The 18,313-nt window shown below is 38.8% G+C and carries 18 protein-coding genes and 1 other annotated feature; of the genes, 11 read left to right on the top strand and 7 right to left on the bottom strand.

Going from position 1 to position 18,313, the window contains the following annotated elements; all coding sequences use genetic code 11:
- The first annotated feature begins 168 nt into the window (after positions 1–168).
- Entirely contained in the window at positions 169–1,470 is a 1,302-nt protein-coding gene (gene murC / locus CEQ83_RS23425; protein ID WP_013059499.1) for a UDP-N-acetylmuramate--L-alanine ligase, read from the top strand.
- Positions 1,471–1,512: 42 nt separating this feature from the next.
- Here the strand turns inward: murC and CEQ83_RS23420 are convergent, their stop codons facing one another.
- Positions 1,513–2,628, bottom strand: coding sequence for an aminopeptidase (locus CEQ83_RS23420; protein WP_098112328.1), 1,116 nt, complete (start codon positions 2,626–2,628; stop codon positions 1,513–1,515).
- Positions 2,629–2,910: 282 nt separating this feature from the next.
- On the opposite strand from CEQ83_RS23420, the gene CEQ83_RS23415 reads away from it, so the two are divergent.
- The 7 genes from CEQ83_RS23415 to motS all read left to right on the top strand — a co-directional run bounded on the left by CEQ83_RS23415 (position 2,911) and on the right by motS (position 8,817).
- Positions 2,911–3,396: a DUF948 domain-containing protein gene (locus CEQ83_RS23415; RefSeq protein WP_028411817.1), complete on the top strand. Its 486-nt coding sequence runs from the start codon at positions 2,911–2,913 to the stop codon at positions 3,394–3,396.
- A 27-nt stretch (positions 3,397–3,423) separates the two neighbouring features.
- Positions 3,424–3,879, top strand: a complete 456-nt coding sequence (locus CEQ83_RS23410) for a YtxH domain-containing protein (protein WP_013059496.1) — start codon at positions 3,424–3,426, stop codon at positions 3,877–3,879.
- Between the two features lie 247 nt (positions 3,880–4,126).
- The gene (gene ytxJ / locus CEQ83_RS23405) at positions 4,127–4,450 is read left to right on the top strand and encodes a bacillithiol system redox-active protein YtxJ (RefSeq protein WP_028411816.1); all 324 of its coding nucleotides are present in this window, start codon (positions 4,127–4,129) and stop codon (positions 4,448–4,450) included.
- A gap of 226 nt (positions 4,451–4,676) precedes the next feature.
- A complete protein-coding gene (locus CEQ83_RS23400) occupies positions 4,677–5,753 on the top strand; it encodes a bifunctional 3-deoxy-7-phosphoheptulonate synthase/chorismate mutase (protein WP_033579601.1) in 1,077 nt (358 codons plus the stop codon).
- Between the two features lie 559 nt (positions 5,754–6,312).
- Positions 6,313–7,311: a catabolite control protein A gene (gene ccpA / locus CEQ83_RS23395; RefSeq protein WP_098112327.1), complete on the top strand. Its 999-nt coding sequence runs from the start codon at positions 6,313–6,315 to the stop codon at positions 7,309–7,311.
- Positions 7,312–7,367: 56 nt separating this feature from the next.
- Entirely contained in the window at positions 7,368–8,171 is an 804-nt protein-coding gene (gene motP, locus CEQ83_RS23390; protein ID WP_033579602.1) for a flagellar motor protein MotP, read from the top strand.
- Positions 8,161–8,817: a flagellar motor protein MotS gene (motS, locus tag CEQ83_RS23385; protein ID WP_028411813.1), complete on the top strand. Its 657-nt coding sequence runs from the start codon at positions 8,161–8,163 to the stop codon at positions 8,815–8,817. The genes motP and motS overlap by 11 nt, the downstream gene beginning before the upstream one ends.
- A 29-nt stretch (positions 8,818–8,846) precedes the next feature.
- Here the strand turns inward: motS and CEQ83_RS23380 are convergent, their stop codons facing one another.
- Genes CEQ83_RS23380 through CEQ83_RS23370 form a run of 3 tightly spaced genes read right to left on the bottom strand, consistent with a single transcriptional unit; the run spans position 8,847 to position 11,314 of the window.
- Positions 8,847–10,010, bottom strand: a complete 1,164-nt coding sequence (locus CEQ83_RS23380; RefSeq protein WP_028411812.1) for an acetoin utilization protein AcuC — start codon at positions 10,008–10,010, stop codon at positions 8,847–8,849.
- Entirely contained in the window at positions 10,010–10,651 is a 642-nt protein-coding gene (locus CEQ83_RS23375; RefSeq protein ID WP_028411811.1) for an acetoin utilization AcuB family protein, read from the bottom strand. The genes CEQ83_RS23380 and CEQ83_RS23375 overlap by 1 nt, the downstream gene beginning before the upstream one ends.
- Positions 10,652–10,681: 30 nt before the next feature.
- Positions 10,682–11,314 (bottom strand): hypothetical protein, encoded by a 633-nt coding sequence (locus tag CEQ83_RS23370; protein ID WP_028411810.1) that lies wholly within the window; start codon positions 11,312–11,314, stop codon positions 10,682–10,684.
- A gap of 284 nt (positions 11,315–11,598) precedes the next feature.
- Between CEQ83_RS23370 and acsA the strand changes: the two genes are divergently transcribed.
- A complete protein-coding gene (acsA, locus tag CEQ83_RS23365; protein ID WP_028411809.1) occupies positions 11,599–13,314 on the top strand; it encodes an acetate--CoA ligase in 1,716 nt (571 codons plus the stop codon).
- A gap of 139 nt (positions 13,315–13,453) precedes the next feature.
- Positions 13,454–13,664: a binding site (T-box leader), on the top strand.
- Positions 13,665–13,737: 73 nt separating this feature from the next.
- The gene (gene tyrS, locus CEQ83_RS23360; protein WP_028411808.1) at positions 13,738–14,997 is read left to right on the top strand and encodes a tyrosine--tRNA ligase; all 1,260 of its coding nucleotides are present in this window, start codon (positions 13,738–13,740) and stop codon (positions 14,995–14,997) included.
- A 72-nt stretch (positions 14,998–15,069) separates the two neighbouring features.
- On the opposite strand, the gene rpsD is transcribed toward tyrS, so the two are convergent.
- Positions 15,070–15,672, bottom strand: coding sequence for a 30S ribosomal protein S4 (gene rpsD / locus CEQ83_RS23355; protein WP_013059485.1), 603 nt, complete (start codon positions 15,670–15,672; stop codon positions 15,070–15,072).
- Positions 15,673–16,089: 417 nt separating this feature from the next.
- Entirely contained in the window at positions 16,090–16,569 is a 480-nt protein-coding gene (locus CEQ83_RS23350) for a GAF domain-containing protein (protein WP_014458011.1), read from the bottom strand.
- 217 nt (positions 16,570–16,786) lie between these two features.
- Between CEQ83_RS23350 and refZ the strand changes: the two genes are divergently transcribed.
- Positions 16,787–17,434 carry a forespore capture DNA-binding protein RefZ gene (gene refZ, locus CEQ83_RS23345; protein ID WP_014458012.1) on the top strand — a complete coding sequence of 216 codons (648 nt, stop codon included), beginning with the start codon at positions 16,787–16,789 and terminating at the stop codon, positions 17,432–17,434.
- Here the strand turns inward: refZ and hisJ are convergent.
- On the bottom strand, positions 17,426–18,220 hold the full coding sequence (gene hisJ, locus CEQ83_RS23340; RefSeq protein WP_014458013.1) for a histidinol-phosphatase HisJ: 795 nt from the start codon (positions 18,218–18,220) through the stop codon (positions 17,426–17,428). The genes refZ and hisJ overlap by 9 nt on opposite strands.
- Between the last annotated feature and the right edge of the window lie 93 nt (positions 18,221–18,313).

Raw genomic sequence — 18,313 nt, 5'->3', positions numbered from 1 at the left:
GAAGAGAGTAGAAATGGAGTCATGGAGTTATGTTATAAGAAGTGATATAATGTACGAATGTTATCGTGAAATCAGCAATCAAACGACATTTATATACGTTTGTAAGAGCAATTCTAGATAACCGTCATATACTGTCTTACAGATAGACGAATGTTGGAGGTTCTTTATATGACAGTTTACCATTTTGTAGGTATTAAAGGAACAGGAATGAGTGCGCTTGCGCAAATCCTAAACGATATGGGCTTTCAAGTTCAAGGATCGGATATTGAAAAAGAAATTTTTACGCAAAAAGCACTAGAACAGCAGGGAATTCCTGTTTTACCATTTGATAAAAATAATATTAAAGACGGCATGACTGTAATTGCAGGAAATGCTTTTCCTGATACGCATGAAGAAATTGCAGAAGCAGCTTCAAAAGAAGGAGTCAAGCTTGTACGCTATCACCGTTTCTTAGGTGACTTTATGAAACAGTATACGAGTGTAGCCGTAACAGGAGCACACGGAAAAACATCCACAACGGGTATGTTAGCGCATGTGATTCAAGGAGCTGAACCTACTTCATATTTAATTGGAGACGGTACGGGTAAAGGTGTAAAAGACAGCAAGTATTTTGCGTTTGAGGCATGTGAGTATCGCCGCCACTTCTTATCTTATACGCCAGACTATGCAATTATGACGAATATTGATTTTGATCACCCTGATTATTTTGCCAATATCGATGATGTATTCAGCGCGTTCCAAGAGATGGCACTTCAAGTCAAAAAAGGAATTATTGCCTGTGGAGACGATGAACATCTGCAGCAAATTCAAGCGAAGGTACCTGTTCTTTATTACGGATTAGGCGAAGAAAATGATTTCCAAGCACGTAATATCGTAAAAAGCACAACAGGCACAACATTTGACGTGTTCGTTCGAAATACATTCCACGCATCATTTGAGATTCCAGGGTATGGCGACCATAACATCTTAAATGCACTTTCCGTTATTGCACTTTGTCATTATGAAGAAATTGACGTTGCTGTGCTGCAAGAGCGTTTTAAAACATATCAAGGTGTAAAGCGTCGTTTCAGCGAAAAGAACGTTGGCAAACAAGTGCTAATCGATGATTATGCACACCATCCAACGGAAATTAATGCAACGATTTCAGCTGCTCGTCAAAAGTATCCAAACCGTGAAGTTGTGGCTGTTTTCCAACCGCATACGTTTACGCGTACACAAACGTTCTTAGAGGACTTTGCAGCAAGCTTACAGCACGCTGATAAAGTATATCTATGTGACATTTTTGGATCAGCCCGTGAGCATCAAGGTAAATTATCAATTGAAGATCTACGAAGCAAAATCAGCGGAGCTGAATTAATTAATGAAGAAACAATTGAATCGTTAAAAGACCATAATGAAGCTGTATTAGTATTTATGGGTGCTGGAGACATTCAAAAGTTTGAAAAACTATATCAGCAAACCGTATCATAAAAAAGAGGCACTCTTCTGAGTGCCTTTTTTTTATTTCAAAACTCATTTTAAATTTTCAGGGTTTAACGCTTTTAATTCTTCAATGACAAATAGCCCGTCTTTACGAATCAACACGTCATCGAAATAAATCTCACCGCCACCGTATTCTGGGCGCTGAATCATCACCATATCCCAGTGAATATTTGACTTGTTTCCGTTATACGCATCTTCGTAGCACTCGCCAGGAGTGAAGTGGAAGCTTCCGTCAATTTTTTCATCAAATAAAATGTCTTGCATTGGATGTTGAATATACGGATTTACGCCAATCGCAAATTCGCCAACAAAACGAGCGCCTTCATCTGTATCAAAAATGCCGTTGATGCGTTCTGTATCATTAGCGGTTGCTTCAACAATTTTACCGTTTTTAAATGTTAAGGATACATTCTCAAACGTAAAGCCTTGATAGTTAGAAGGAGTGTTGTAAGAAATTGTTCCGTTTACAGAATCACGTACAGGAGCCGTGTATACTTCACCGTCCGGAATATTCATTTCTCCGGCACACTTCACTGCAGGAATATCTTTAATAGAGAACGTTAAGTCTGTATTCTCACCCGTTAAACGCACTTTGTCCGTACGGTTCATGAGCTCAACTAAAGCATCCATCGCTTTGCTCATTTTGCCATAGTCTAAGTTGCATACATCAAAATAAAAATCTTCAAATGCTTCTGTACTCATTTTAGCAAGCTGCGCCATTGAATCGTTTGGGTAGCGAAGAACGACCCATTTTGTTTTTGGAACGCGAATTTCTCTATGTACTTTTTTACCGATCGTATTCCCTTGGATTTTCATTTTATCTGCCGGAACATCTGATTGTTCAAAAATGTTTGAACCAGAACGTAAGCCAATATAAGCATCCATTTCTTTCATCACATTTGCTTCGAAGTCTGCCATCATATTGTACTGCTCTTCTTGTGCACCGTTTAAAAGAGCTCGGTCTACCGAATGATCTTTTAGCAGTACAAACGGGTAGCCACTGGCCTTGTACGCTTCATCTACAAGTGCTGTCACAAGCTCGCGCTGAAGTCCAAAGTTTTCGATTAATACTTTTTCTCCTTTTTGAAGGCGAACAGAATAATTAATTAAATTTTTAGCTAATGTTGCAATTCTAGGGTCTTTCATAAATAGTGCCTCCTTAAAATAACAATGATTGATGATTCACTTTCTATTGTACCCCACTGAGCTTATTTTGTTTGTTTTTATGCTTTAAAATCCTTTTTTTCTTTAGGAAGGGAAATAACTCATATATCGCGAAATAATGTAGCAATCTTCCCTTTTTATGAATAAATGCAGAGAGAATATGGTAAAGTTAAAGAGTCTATAGGGAATAGAAGGTTTAATTGTTTATAAAATTGGGAAAGTAGTTATAACAAGAGAGATGAAAATAGGAGGTGCCTTGCACAGATGGTTATTATTCTTTATTTAAGCGCTGCTATTGTTGCCATTGCGATTTTTTACCTGGTGGTTTCCGTGTCAAAAACATTGAAATCCGTTCAGCACACATTAAATTCAGTGGCAGGTACTTTAGACGGTGTAGAAAAGCAAATGACAGGAATCACAGCTGAAACAACTGCACTTTTACATAAGACTAATCTGTTAGCTGAAGATATTCAGCGTAAATCCGAAGCGCTGAACACAGTCGTGGATTCTGTTAAAGGCGTAGGTGACTCAATCCAAGACCTAAATAAGTCGATTAAAAGCGTATCATCAAGCGTTTCAGAGAAAGTAGAAGAAAATAAAGAAACTGTTGCTCAAGTCGTTCAATGGAGCAATGTTGCATTAGACGTATGGGAACGTATAAAATTAAGAAAACAGAAAAAAATTGACGCGGAGCCTGTACCTGTTGAAGTAAAAGAAAAAGCGGTTCAACGCTCACGCTCATTTTCATAAGGATGAACTTTAAAGGAGGAGACGCATATGTCAAACAAACCAAATAAACCAAACAACACTTCAAATAAAGGCTTTTTAGTAGGAACAGTGATTGGAGGAGTTGTAGGAGCTGCAACGGCATTATTACTTGCTCCAAAATCAGGTAAAGAGTTCCGTTCGGATTTAAATGAGCAGGCAGCTTACGTTCGTTTAAAAACAGAGCAAGCGAAAAACAGCGCTGTTGAAAAAGGACAAGGGTTTGCTCAAACGGCTAAAGAAAAAACGGCTGGTTTATCACAAACATTATCTGAGCAATCTTCACAAGTAGTGGACAAAGTGAAAAACTTCCGTAAAGTAGATCCTGAACACGAAGCATTACCTCCAACGAGCTTAGAAGTGCTTGCTGATGAAGTGGAGTCTCAAAGCAACGAAGACGTTCAACAGAAGCTAACAGAAGCTCAAAAAGCATTAGATGAAGTGGAAAGCACAGTGCCACGACCATAATAAAGAATCAAAAGCGTTTACCCTATAGGGTGAACGCTTTTTTTGTATGTAATTTAGGTTGAACGGCAAGTAAATGTTAGTTTCATCAGAGGGATTTTAATTTAACAAGTTCTTTTCTTTCTATGCTGAAAATAACTTCACCTTATAAATAAATTCATTAGCATTATACATAAAGCTGAGCACTCTTTTTGTATGGAAACGGTCAAACCATGTAAACTTAAGAGTAAGTACAGAAAGGGTGAAAAAAATGAAAAAGATTTCAACAGTTGAAGAGTTCGAACAAGTTATTAAGGAAAACCATCGCTTTTTATTTTTAAAGCACAGCACGACGTGTCCAATTAGTGCAGCTGGTCATGAGGCATTTTCAGCGTTTGCTTCTAGTCATGAAGACATTCCTTCTTATTATCTTCATGTGCAAGATTCACGAGACGTATCCAACTATATTGCTGAAACGTATGAAGTGAAGCATGAATCACCTCAAGCGCTTCTGTTTGAAGATGGAAAAGTGAAGTGGCACGCTTCTCACTGGAACATTAACGAAGAAGAATTAGCGAAAAATGTAGCTCATTAATTGAAAGAGGCTGGTACAAAAGCAGTTTAGGTGAAGGAAGATCCGAACGATTAATCGTTCGGTTTTTTTGTAAGCTGATTGCGGTTTCATCCACTTTTTCGTACAATAGATGTAGTTTAGCACATAAAAGCAGAGAAGCCCCTTACATATATCCTCCATCACCTATCATCTTATGTAGTAACCCTGCTAAACGGATTTTTTAAAATCAGTGAAAGGGTGGACGTACATGACGAATTCAGATCTTCAGCATTTGCGATCTCAAATTGACGAAGTAAATATGAAACTGTTAAAGCTTATTAATGAGCGAGGCGAGCTTGTTCAAGAAATAGGAAAATTAAAAGGAATGCAGTCAACCAAACGGTTTGACCCTGTTCGTGAACGAGCAATGCTTGATGCGATTTTAAGCAAGAATGAAGGACCGTTTCAAACATCTACGCTTCAACATATTTTCAAAGAGATTTTCAAAGCTCATTTAGAGCTTCAAGAAGATGATCATCGTAAAGCACTTCTTGTATCCCGTAAAAAGAAGCCGGAAAATACAATCGTTACGGTAAAAGGAGAAACAATTGGTGACGGACTTCAGCGTTTTGTAGCAGGACCTTGTTCCGTTGAAAGCTATGAGCAAGTAGCAGCCGTAGCAAAAGCCGTAAAGCAGCAGGGTGTGCGGATGCTTAGAGGCGGAGCCTACAAGCCAAGAACATCTCCTTATGATTTTCAAGGCCTCGGCTTAGAAGGACTACAAATTTTAAAAAGAGTAGCTGACGAATATGATTTAGCCGTTATTAGTGAAATTGTCGACCCCGCTGATATTGAAACAGCTGTAGAATACGTAGATGTGATTCAAATTGGTGCTCGTAATATGCAAAATTTTGAGCTGTTAAAAGAAGCGGGTGCGGTGAAGAAGCCTGTCTTATTAAAGCGGGGCTTAGCCGCTACGATTGATGAGTTTATTAATGCTGCTGAATACATTGTATCAAAAGGAAATGATCAGCTGATTTTGTGTGAACGAGGAATTCGTACGTATGAGCGAGCAACGCGAAATACGCTGGATATTTCAGCCGTTCCCATTTTAAAACAAGAAACTCATTTACCTGTTTTAGTCGACGTCACGCATTCAACAGGAAGACGAGATTTGCTTGTTCCAACGGCTAAAGCGGCTCTTGCCATTGGTGCGGATGGAATTATGGCAGAAGTTCATCCAGATCCGGCGGTAGCACTTTCTGACTCAGCTCAGCAAATGGATATTCCGCAATTTACAGAATTTATGAAGCAGCTAAAACCTATATGTAACTTAAATTTATAAAAAAACGTAAAAAAGAAAAATTCGTATACTTTTATGACAAGTTTGAGGCACTTAATGGTTTCAAGCTTGTTTGCCTTTCGTTATAATAAAGATAAGCGAAATTATCACGTATTTTGAAAACAGTCGATAACTTTTGTCAAAATAGGAAAGAATAAGTGCAAATCCAAAAAACAAGAATTTATGAAATTCTCGTGAAACTTGTCGGAAAAAGGCGGTAAATACGTTGCGGTGAAGCACATAGTATCGTATAGTAGTTACAGATATTCGCTATCATTCTGTGAGTGCATATGATATAAATTCGCGATTCACTTTTTTTATTTACTTACTATACACCGTCTTTTACATTGTTACATATAAACTGGTAAAATTGTCTTTGCACACGTAATAATAAGGGCATAACAGGAATGATTTAGATGCATACAGGGTATCTAAGCTGTATGTAAGAGTGAAGGAGCTAGAAATAGCCATTCTATAAAGGAAGATGGATTTATATACGTAAATACAAGAAATGAAATAAGGATAAAATAAACGAAATGTTTTTCGATAAGGAGTGTTTGTTGTGAACGTAACAATTTATGATGTAGCAAGGGAAGCAAGCGTGTCGATGGCAACGGTTTCTCGTGTGGTAAACGGAAATCCAAATGTAAAACCATCAACTAGAAAAAAAGTATTAGAAACAATTGAAAGACTAGGCTATCGTCCGAACGCAGTAGCGCGTGGATTAGCCAGTAAAAAAACAACGACAGTAGGAGTTATCATTCCTGATATTTCAAATATTTTCTATGCAGAGTTAGCGCGTGGAATCGAAGATATTGCAACAATGTACAAGTATAATATCATCTTAAGTAACTCCGACCAAAATCAAGATAAAGAACTTCATCTTTTAAATAACATGCTTGGTAAACAAGTAGACGGAATCATCTTCATGAGTGGGAATGTAACGGAAGAACACGTAGAAGAGTTAAAAAAATCACCGGTTCCAGTTGTACTTGCAGCATCAATCGAATCAACTAACCAAATCCCATCTGTAACTATTGATTATGAACAAGCAGCTTTTGATGCAGTGCAATCACTAATTGACAGCGGTCATAAAAATATTGCATTCGTTTCAGGTACGCTAGAAGAACCGATCAATCATGCGAAAAAAGTAAAAGGGTACAAGCGTGCTCTTACTGAAAGCGGATTGCCTGTACGCGATTCTTATATTGTAGAAGGAGACTACACGTACGATTCAGGTATTGAAGCAGTTGAAAAACTATTAGAAGAAGATGAAAAGCCAACTGCTATTTTCGTTGGAACGGATGAAATGGCATTAGGCGTTATTCACGGGGCACAAGATCGCAGGTTGAATGTACCAAACGATCTAGAAGTTATCGGTTTTGATAACACAAGACTTTCAACAATGGTTCGTCCTCAGTTAACATCTGTTGTACAGCCAATGTATGATATTGGTGCAGTAGCGATGCGTCTCTTAACGAAATACATGAACAAAGAAACGGTAGACAGCAGCATTGTACAGCTTCCTCACCGCATCGAGTTCAGACAATCAACAAAATAATAATACCTGTGAATGAATAAGAACGAATCCAAAGTTCAGACACGGGGAGATAGAATATGAAAAAAATTGATATGCTCACACCTATAGGGATACTAATTGGTATCTCTATGGTTGTGTTTGGGGTTATTTCAAGTGGAGGAATGAGCGGTTTTTTAGCTTTTATTGATGTGCCATCGATTTTAATTGTACTGGGAGGCGTTTTTGGTACGCTGTGCGTGAGCTTTCCGTTAAAACAATTAAAAAATATGGGAAGAGTAGGGAAACAAGCGTTTCAATCGAAAGAAATAAACGTAGAAGAAATTGTAGGAACATTTGTACATTTATCGGAAAAAGCGCGTCGAGAAGGGCTTCTATCGTTAGAAGCAGAGCTTGAACAAATCGATGATTCATTTGTGAAAAAAGGTATTTTGCTAGCCATTGATGGAGTAGAACCAGAAATGATTCGAGAGCTGCTTGAAGCTGAAATAGCTGCAGTAGAAGAAAGACATACGAGAGGTCGAAGTATGTTTGAAAAAGCAGGCGATTATGCCCCCGCTTGGGGAATGATTGGGACGCTCGTTGGGCTAGTGCTAATGCTTAAAAGCCTTAATACCCCTTCATCGCTTGGGCCTAACATGGCAATTGCTCTTTTAACGACTTTCTACGGGGCGCTGCTTTCAAACTTGTTTTTTCAGCCAATCGCAGCTAAATTAGCTGGTAAAACGGAGCATGAGCTTTTTGTTAAAGAAGTGATTATTGAAGGTGTCATCGGCTTGCAGGCGGGGCAAAATTCTCGCTTTGTGCAAGCAAAGCTAAAAGTATTTGCCCCTGTTGAAAAACGAAAGCTGGAAGAAAAGAGAGAACACGTTCGTGAAGCGTAGAAGAAAAAGGTATTCGGCACAGTCGCCAAAATGGATGGTAACATTTGCTGATTTGGTGACGTTAATATTAGTTTTTTTTATTTTACTATTTTCAATGTCTAGCGTTGATAATCAAAAGTTTCAGACCGTTGTCAATTCGCTTACAAGCGGTGGCTCATTAGCTTCTGTAGAAAAGAGCCAGCAGTCTCAAAAGCTGGATAACATTTTAGCGAAAGTGCAAAATTACCTGAAGGAAAATAAGCTTCAGAATGTTATTACTGCTAAGCGAGATGAACGCGGAGTTGTGCTTATTTTACAAGAACAGGTGCTGTTTGAAACAGGACAGGCAGACATTTTGAAGAAAGGTACCCCTTTCCTGGATGAATTAGGAAGGTTATTCAGTACTATTCCAAATGATATTAAAGTAGAAGGTCATACCGATAATCGACCTATTCACACCTATCGTTATCCATCTAATTGGGAACTATCGGCAGCGCGTGCCAGCGGCGTCATACGTTATTTAACGAACCACTTTTCTCTTTCTGCTAACCGCTTTGAAGCACTTGGATACGGAGATACAAAGCCGCTTGTTCCGAACACGTCTAATGACAATTTACAAAAAAATAGACGCGTCGAAATTATTATTTCAGATCCCGAAGCACAGTGAAAAAGGCCATACGTTTGTATAGCCTTTTTTTAAGAATGAGATGTATGAGAACGAATAGGATAAAGAGCGCGCTCAAGAGTTTGAGCGTTTTTTTCTGTTATTTCTGGTTTTCTTGGAATTGGCTGATAGATATTAGGTTCATCATCCCACTGCGTGCAAATGGGGTGAGGCGATACTTTTGTCCATTTTTCAAGCCATGATAGAGGAAGCATGCCTTCTGCCTTTCGTTCAATCATTTCAAGCCAAATGAATGACCAAGCCCGAGGAACAACCCGCCAAATATCATAACCTCCTCCGCCAACCGCAATCCATCTTCCCTGACAGTATTCATGGGCAATTTCATGAGCAATTTTAGGAATCTCACGGTATATTTTCGTGGTGCCGCATAAATGAGTGAGCGGATCGTAATAATGAGAATCGGCTCCATTTTGTGTCAAGATAACATCTGGTTTAAAAAAAGCAGCTACTTCTTTTAAAGAGGTCTTATAAACGTCGAGCCAAGACTCATCTTCCGTATAAGCATCAACAGGCACATTAAATGAATAACCATAGCCTTCACTGTGCCCGCGTTCGTTAACGTTTCCCGTGCCTGGAAACAAGTAGCGTCCCGTTTCATGAATGGAAAGAGTACAAACGGAAGGATCGTCATAAAATGTCCATTGCACGCCGTCACCATGGTGAGCATCTGTATCGACATAGAGGACGCGCGCGTTGTACTTTTGCTGCATATATTTGATGGCTACCGCGCTATCGTTATAAATACAGAAGCCGGAAGCTTTTCCTCGAAAGCCGTGGTGCAATCCTCCTCCTAAATTTAGAGCATGCTTAGCTTTTCCAGTCATCACATAATCTACAGCCGTAAGTGTACCCCCAACTAAAAACGCACTGGCTTCATGCATGTTGGGAAACATAGGTGTATCTTCTGTTCCAAGACCAAAATCTGCTGCTTTTTCAACAGAAAGCTCGCCGCTTCCTGCTAATTTTACCGCTTGAATATAGCTAGTATCATGGACAAGCTGAAGTTCTTCATCAGATGCCATCCGCGGTAATACAATATCTTGATTGCCTAAAGCGCCAAATTCCCGTAACAGTTCATATGTTAGTTGAACACGAAGCTGGTTAAACGGATGATTATTGCTGAATTTGTACGAAAGAATATCATCTGAATAAATAAATACAGCATTACTAGTCATTACGTCATCTCCGGTAATTTAGGCCATAGCACCTCATAGCCGTTTTCTTTTAATGTATTTATACTAATCAATGGATTAATAGCTTGAATGCGAAGCACAAGGATTTTATATCGTTCATCTACATCAGGGTAGACAAGTACGCTTAAGATGTTTGTTCTCTTTGAACCAAAGAGGGATGTAACTTCAGCGAGCACGCCAGCCTTATTTTCTACTTTTATTTCAATTTGTGAACCTGGCTTATTAGTGCCGGTAAGCTGAATAAACGTATGTAGTAGATCTCTTTCGGTAACAACTCCTACTAACCGCTTGTTTTTTGTGACGGGAATACAACCGATTTGGTGTTCATAAAAAATGCTTGCAATTTCTTCAACAAAATCAAGAGGGTGAGCTGTAATGACTTCTGTTTTCATAATCATCCGCACGGGTTCGGATAGAAGAGCAGATGTATAAGTATTATCTAAAATAGATGGACTTGCATCTCTTACGTCTCGATCAGAAATGATGCCAACTACGTGATGAAGGTCATTAACGATAGGAATATGTCTAATCTTATGTGTATCTAAAAGTTTCATAGCTTCAGCAATCGTATGGTCGGGGGTTAAGGTAACGAGATCGGTTTTCATCATCTCTTCAACAATCATCAGACACAGCTCCTTTTCTTAAAGGTCAGCTCAATACATAAAGCGATTTCGAAAGCGCAGGCTATCAAATTCTTGTATGCTTTCTTGAGGGACTCTGCTCCCGATTCTGACCATCAAACAATTAGCAGGGTGGGAGCTAATCTCCGGATCATCTGTGGCAAACCACGTCAGTCCGCCTTTATTCATCATTTTCTCCATAATTTTGCGGTAATCCCACACATTTAGCCCTGTTCCTTTTAAATCCCAATGCCAGTAGTATTCTGTCGTAATGACAATATAATCTTCCATTGCATCATCCATCATAGATACGATAAGCAAGTTTTTTCCAACAGCGTAGCTGCGAAACGGGGCAGCTACCTCTATAGCTCCTAATTCGATTAAATTCTCCATATTTCCTTCCGACCATCGTTCTAGAGGATCGGGATATAAAAAGGTGACATAACCAATGATTGTATGATGATGACGAGCAATAATGATTCTACCTTCAGGCAAGTTGGCAATCTCGATCAATGCTTCTTTTTGCTGTTCAGGTGGACGAAAGGCCGTTAGTTGCTCATGAAAATCAAGTTGTTGCAAGGTTTGTGAGGAGACAGGTCCTTCAATAACAATTGCTCCAACCGCTGTTTTTAGTTCTTTCATATTGTATGTTTGGGAATGTTTCACATGAATCACCACCTTCAAGCAGTCTTATCTGTATTATAATACAAAAAAAACTCTACATTAAAGCGTTTTCAAAAAATTAAATAAAAGAAAAGGAGTTTTTTCAAAAACATAGAATAGGAAATTAAAAGAGATTCTTGTTAATTCGACACTTATATAACAAAGGTTGTCATATAACAAGGGAGACTATTATCCCAATTCCGACAAATAATTTTTATAAAATTGTGAAAAGTCTATTTTTGTTATATAATAGGTTTGTAAATTTTATACATAAGGGGGAGTTTGTGATGAAGGTGGAAGCGCTTCCTGTAATTGAAGGGGTATACAACTTACAGGACTACGATAAAACGTATCAAACCTTTGACTGGTCACAAGTGGAGAAGGAATTTTCATGGCATGAAACAGGTAAATTAAATGCAGCTTATGAAGCAATTGATAAGCACGCAAACTCTACGCGTAAAAATAAAGTTGCGCTTTATTATCGAGATGCGCAGCGCAATGAAAAATATACATTCAAAGAAATGAAAGAATGGTCAAACAAAGCCGCAAACGTGCTAAAACAAGCAGACGTAGAGAAGGGAGATCGTGTGTTTATCTTTATGCCTCGCTCTCCGGAACTTTATTTTGCATTGTTAGGCGCGGTGAAGCTTGGCGCTATTGTTGGTCCTTTGTTTGAAGCATTCATGGAAGGTGCAGTAAAAGATCGTTTGCAAGACAGTGATGCAAAAGTGTTAATTACAACGCCTGAACTGCTGAGCCGCGTTCCGGTGAAGGATTTGCCAGCTTTAAAACACATTCTCCTTGTAGGGGAAAATGTAGCAGAAGAAGGCATTCAACTAGATTTTCTGAAGCGATTAGAAGCGGCGAATAAAGAGGTGGAGATTGAGTGGGTAGATAGAACAGATGGTATGCTGCTTCATTATACATCAGGTTCAACTGGAAAACCAAAAGGGGTGCTTCACGTTCATAATGCAATGCTTCAGCATTATCAAACTGCTAAGTGGGTGCTCGACTTAAAAGATGACGATGTGTATTGGTGTACAGCAGATCCGGGTTGGGTAACGGGAACTTCCTACGGAATTTTTGGTCCTTGGCTTGCTGGAGCAACAAATGTGATTGTAGGAGGACGCTTTAGTCCAGATGCATGGTATCAAGCACTTGAAGATTTTGGCGTAACGGTTTGGTACAGTGCGCCTACAGCATTTCGTATGCTAATGGGTGCTGGCGATGACTTAGTTAAACGCTATGATTTAAGCAGCCTCAGACATGTATTAAGCGTGGGAGAACCATTAAATCCTGAAGTGGTACGCTGGGGAATGAAGGTTTTCCAAAAACGTATTCATGACACGTGGTGGATGACTGAAACTGGAGGTCAGACGATTTGTAATTACCCGTCTATGAAAATTAAACCAGGATCTATGGGAAAACCTATTCCGGGTGTACAAGCAGCAATCGTTGACGATCAAGGACAAGAGCTTCCACCTTATCGAATGGGTAACTTAGCAATTAAAAAAGGCTGGCCATCTATGATGCATGCAATTTGGAACAACAAGGAAAAGTATGAGTCATACTTTATGCCAGGCGACTGGTACGTATCAGGTGATTCCGCGTATATGGATGAAGACGGTTATTTTTGGTTCCAAGGCCGAATTGATGACGTTATTATGACCGCAGGAGAACGAGTTGGTCCATTTGAAGTAGAAAGTAAGCTTGTTGAACACCCTGCTGTAGCAGAAGCGGGTGTCATTGGTAAGCCTGATCCTGTGCGTGGGGAAATTATTAAAGCGTTTATCGCACTTAGAGATGGGTATGAATCTTCAGATGAACTGATTGAAGATATTCGTCAATTTGTGAAAAAAGGGTTAGCTGCTCATGCAGCTCCACGTGAAATCGAGTTTAAAGATAAGCTACCTAAAACACGAAGCGGTAAAATTATGCGTCGCGTTTTAAAAGCGTGGGAATTAGATTTGCCAACGGGCGATTTGTCGACGATGGAAGACTAAGGAGTAAACGTTTCAATCTTTGTAGGGAAAATAAGTGATTTTTATAAAGTTCAAACAGCCAGCTGTTTGAACTTTTTTTTGGACTTGAATTTTAAAATGAAATCATTCATAATTGTGGGGTGTAAACTTTTAAATAAAATAAACTGCAGTGATAGGAAGAAGTAATACTTGTCTCCCTGTTTAAGAGAGCTGATGGTTGCTGAAAATCAGTACATAGACAAATATGAAATACGTCCTTGAGCATCTTTTGTGAACTTACAGTAGCAAAAGACGGGTAGACCGTTACATCATTTAAGTGGGAAATAATTTATTTCCAAATAGGGTGGTACCGCGATATTTTCGTCCCTTCTTTTTTAAGAAGGGGCGTTTTTTATGTTGTTCAACAAATTGTAACGAGCAATTAGATAAAGGAGAGAATATAACATGGATATTTTACAAGATCTTGAGTTTCGAGGGCTCATTAATCAACAAACGGATGAAAAAGGTTTAAATGAACTTTTGAGTAAAGAGTCTGTTCGTTTGTACTGTGGATTCGATCCAACAGCCGACAGCCTTCACATCGGCCACATGCTTCCTGTTTTAATTTTGCGTCGCTTTCAACAAGCTGGACACCAACCGATTGCATTAGTTGGTGGAGGTACGGGTCTTATTGGAGATCCAAGCGGTAAAAAAGCAGAGCGTACGTTAAATGAAAAAGAAACGGTTGCTATGTTTAGTGAGCGTATTAAAGGTCAGCTTTCACGCTTCTTAGATTTTGAAGAAGGTGAAAATGCAGCGGTTATTGCGAATAACTATGACTGGATTGGCACGTTAGATGTTATTACATTCCTACGAGATATCGGTAAAAACTTTGGTATTAACTACATGATGGCAAAGGATTCTGTTCAATCTCGTATCGAATCAGGCATCTCATTTACGGAATTCAGCTACATGATTTTACAATCATATGATTTCTTGAACTTATACCAAACGTATAACTGTAAGCTTCAAATTGGCGGCAGCGACCAATGGGGAAATATTACGGCTGGCTTAGAATTAATTCGTAAATCAGAAGAAGATGCAAAAGCATTTGGATTAACAGTTCCGCTTGTAACAAAAGCAGACGGCACGAAGTTCGGTAAAACAGAAGGCGGAGCAATTTGGTTAGACGCTGAAAAAACAAGTCCGTATGAATTCTACCAGTTCTGGATTAATACAGATGATCGTGATGTTATAAAATATTTAAAATACTTTACATTCTTATCACATGAAGAAATTAATGAATTAGCAGCATCTGCAAAAGAAGCGCCTGAAAAACGCGAAGCACAAAAAGCACTAGCAGCGGCGATGACTACGCTTGTACACGGTGAAGAAGCTCTTGAGCAAGCCATTCGTATTTCGCAAGCTTTATTTAACGGAAGTATTTCAGAGTTAACAGCAGAAGAAATTAAGCAAGGATTCAAGGATGTTCCTTCTTACACGCATACAGGTGAAGATATTGGTTTAATCGATTTACTTGTAGAAAGTAAAATCTCTCCTTCTAAACGTCAAGCGCGTGAAGATATTTCAAACGGTGCGATTTACTTAAACGGTGAGCGTGAGCAAGATTTGCAAAAAACAGTAGGAGCAGAAGACCGTATTGAAGGTCAATTTACAGTAATTCGTCGAGGCAAGAAAAAATATACGCTTATTCAATACGCATAAAAAAAGGCCGAAAGGCCTTTTTTTGTATAAAGACAGTAAAAAAGCCGCTCCATAGGGAACGGCTTTTTACTATTAACGAGAGTAGAACTCTACGATTAGTGCTTCGTTGATTTCAGCAGATAATTCAGAACGCTCAGGTAAGCGAGTGAATGTACCTTCTAATTTCTCAGCGTCTACTGTTAAGTAGTCTGGTACGAAGTTGTTAACTTCAAGCGCTTCTTTCACGATTGAAAGGTTGCGAGATTTTTCGCGAACACCGATCACTTGACCAGGTTGTACACGGTAAGATGGGATGTCAACGCGTTTACCGTCAACTAAAACGTGACCGTGGTTAACTAATTGACGAGCTTGACGACGAGTGCGTGCAAGACCCATACGGTATACTAAGTTATCAAGACGAGCTTCTAAAAGAATCATGAAGTTCTCACCGTGCTTACCAGTTAATTTACCAGCAGCAACGAATAAGTTACGGAATTGACGCTCAGTTACACCATACATGTGGCGTAATTTTTGCTTTTCTTGTAATTGTAAACCGTACTCAGAAATTTTCTTACGTTGACCTGGGCCGTGTGGACCTGGAGCGTAAGGGCGTTTTTCTAATTCTTTACCTGTACCACTTAGAGAAAGACCTAAGCGACGAGAGATTTTCCAACTTGGACCTGTATAACGAGCCATGATGACTCCTCCTTGTTTGTGTTTTTATTTTATGCAAAACAAAAACAGACACATTCTAGCGATATGCTCATTTTGTTTTCATGTACCATCGCTCTAGCAGCAGAGAGTTACACGATACACCATCTTTTTAAAAGAATTGCTACTTCTGTAAAACAACCTTTTAATGAGGAACAAAATGAAAAAACATAAAGAAGATTGTATAAGCTGCAATATTTCACACAACGAGTATTATAGGTGTTTCCTCGTATAAAGTCAAGGAAGATTGAAGATTAAAAGAATGTAAAAGAAAGGATATATTCATTTGAAGTATGAAAAGAGAAGAAAGAACCTAAGAAAATGGTGGTGATGGCTAATCAAACGTTTGTTTAATAAGCAAAAACCGCTGATTTGCAGCGGTTTTTTTTTGCTTATTCATATTTAAAGAAAAGAAGTGAGTTCTTTGACGAATTCTTCAAGATACTGTTGATCGATTTCATCAAAGCGATTTTTGATTGGACTGTCAATATCAAGAACACCTAAAAGCTGACCGTCTTTTACAATTGGTACAACGATTTCAGATTGAGAAGCGGCATCACATGCAATGTGGCCAGGGAAGGCGTGAACATCTTCAATTCGCTCTGTTTTTTGATTTTGAGCTGCTGTACCGCATACGCCTTTTCCAAGTGGAATACGAACGCAAGCCGGCAGTCCCTGGAAAGGTCCAAGCACTAACTCCCCGTCTTCCATTAAATAAAAACCTACCCAGTTTACTTCATTTAAAAATTGATTTAGCAGAGCTGAAGCATTTGCTAGATTAGCAATCGTATTGCTTTCTCCTTCTAATAAGGCGCGTAATTGCTTAATTACTAACTCATAATCTTTTTGTTTTGAGCCGCTGTAGTTTTCGACATTAAACAATGTATTCTCCTCCATTCAACATAAGATTTAATGAATTTTTATCAGGAAACGTCAGTTTTAACGCTACTTTGTCGATAAAAGATTACAGGAACTAAAAAGCCTATCACGAATTATGTAGAGAGGCTACTAAAATCCTTTTTAAATACTGTAACGATTTCTACACAATTTTGCAATCATATGTGTTTTGTAAAAATAAATCGAAATGAGGTGTAGATAGATGGCTGTACAGTCAAAAACGAAAGAGAAAATTATTGATGCGGCTGTTTCTCTTTTTAACGTAAAAGGTTTTGATGGTACGTCGGTGCGGGAGATTGCAGGAAAAGCGAAAGTGAACGTAGCGAATATTTCATATTATTTTCATAGCAAAGAAGGATTGCTTGAAAGTTTAGTGATTTCTTATTTTGAAGGTTATATTGGGGTGTTGGAGCAAGCATTTCAAGAAATGAAAAAGCTGTCTTCAACAGAAAGTATGATCGTAATGATTCGAGCTATCTTACATTACCAGCACGAAAATAGGCATATTGCCCGGCTCGTATATAGAGAAATCTCTCTTGACACGATTTTAATTCGAGAAGTTATGACTACGTATTTAACCAAGGAAAAATACTACTTAAAAACAATCCTTGAAAGAGGGATGAAAGAAAAGGAGTTTCGAAAGCTGCACGTTTCCTTTACAATCATTGAGCTTAAGGGCATGCTGTCTATGCCTTATCTTCATCCTCAGTACCTAAGTGAAGTTCTTCATATATTGCCTCACGAACCGTATTTTGTTCAGCAATATGCGATTGAGCTTGAGCGATGGGTGCACACAACGGTATGTTTGCCATATGAACGGACAAACAAACTTCGCGTTCAATTATCTTAAATGAAGCTCTCTATAGCCTTGGCCTAAATCCTTCGCACAGTGGGCGTCTGACCCATATACGAGAGGGATTTTTTTCTGTTGGGCTGCTTTTACGACAAAGGGAGCTGGATACGCTTCCTTGCACAAAGGCTTAAACAATCCTGCACCATTATAATCCAAAGCCAGATCTTTCATTTTTATTTCATCGAGTATTGATAAAATAATAGGGGAAAGTGTGTCTTCATATGGAAATTGAGCTTGAAATTTATGTATGAGTGTCATATGACCAATGCGCTTAGGCTTATAAACGCCTAAATTGGCCTGTACAGAGCGTAATACCGTGTTGTAATACTTATCATATACTTTGCTTACGCTGCCAAACTTCTGTACAATATGTGCAAATACGTCAGCGCTAAAATCTAGGCAGTCATATCCTTCTTCATGTTTTAAGAAATGGACAGAAAGGATGCTGTCATCGAGACAAGGACCATACTCGTTTAAGAAATCTGTTGTTTCTTGTTCAAATCCTTCAATAAAGTCAACTTCCAATCCGACATTGATACGAATATCGCGCTCAAATTCTTTTTTAACTTGCTGTACGTTTTGAATGTAGCGATCAAGTTTGTCAGGATCCATTCCGCTGTCGCGATCAGGCGTCGGATCACTGAAGCTTTTTGGTAATGGAGCATGCTCTGTAAACGAAATCTCGCCAAAGTTCAGGGAAATCGCCTGTTCAACATATTGTTGCAATGAATCAGGTGAACCGTGTGGGCAAAATGGAGTATGAATATGTTTGTCAACTTTCATAAAAAATGCCTCCTTTTTTCTTCTTTTTCCATTGTAACGACACAAAGTGACTCCATGCCAATATTTTGTATAAAAAAATTTAATTTTTTGCTC

Source organism: Priestia megaterium (assembly GCF_009497655.1).
GTDB lineage: Bacteria > Bacillota > Bacilli > Bacillales > Bacillaceae_H > Priestia > Priestia zanthoxyli.
The sequence above is the reverse complement of the archived record's forward strand: the minus strand, read 5'-3'. Positions and strand labels throughout refer to the sequence as shown.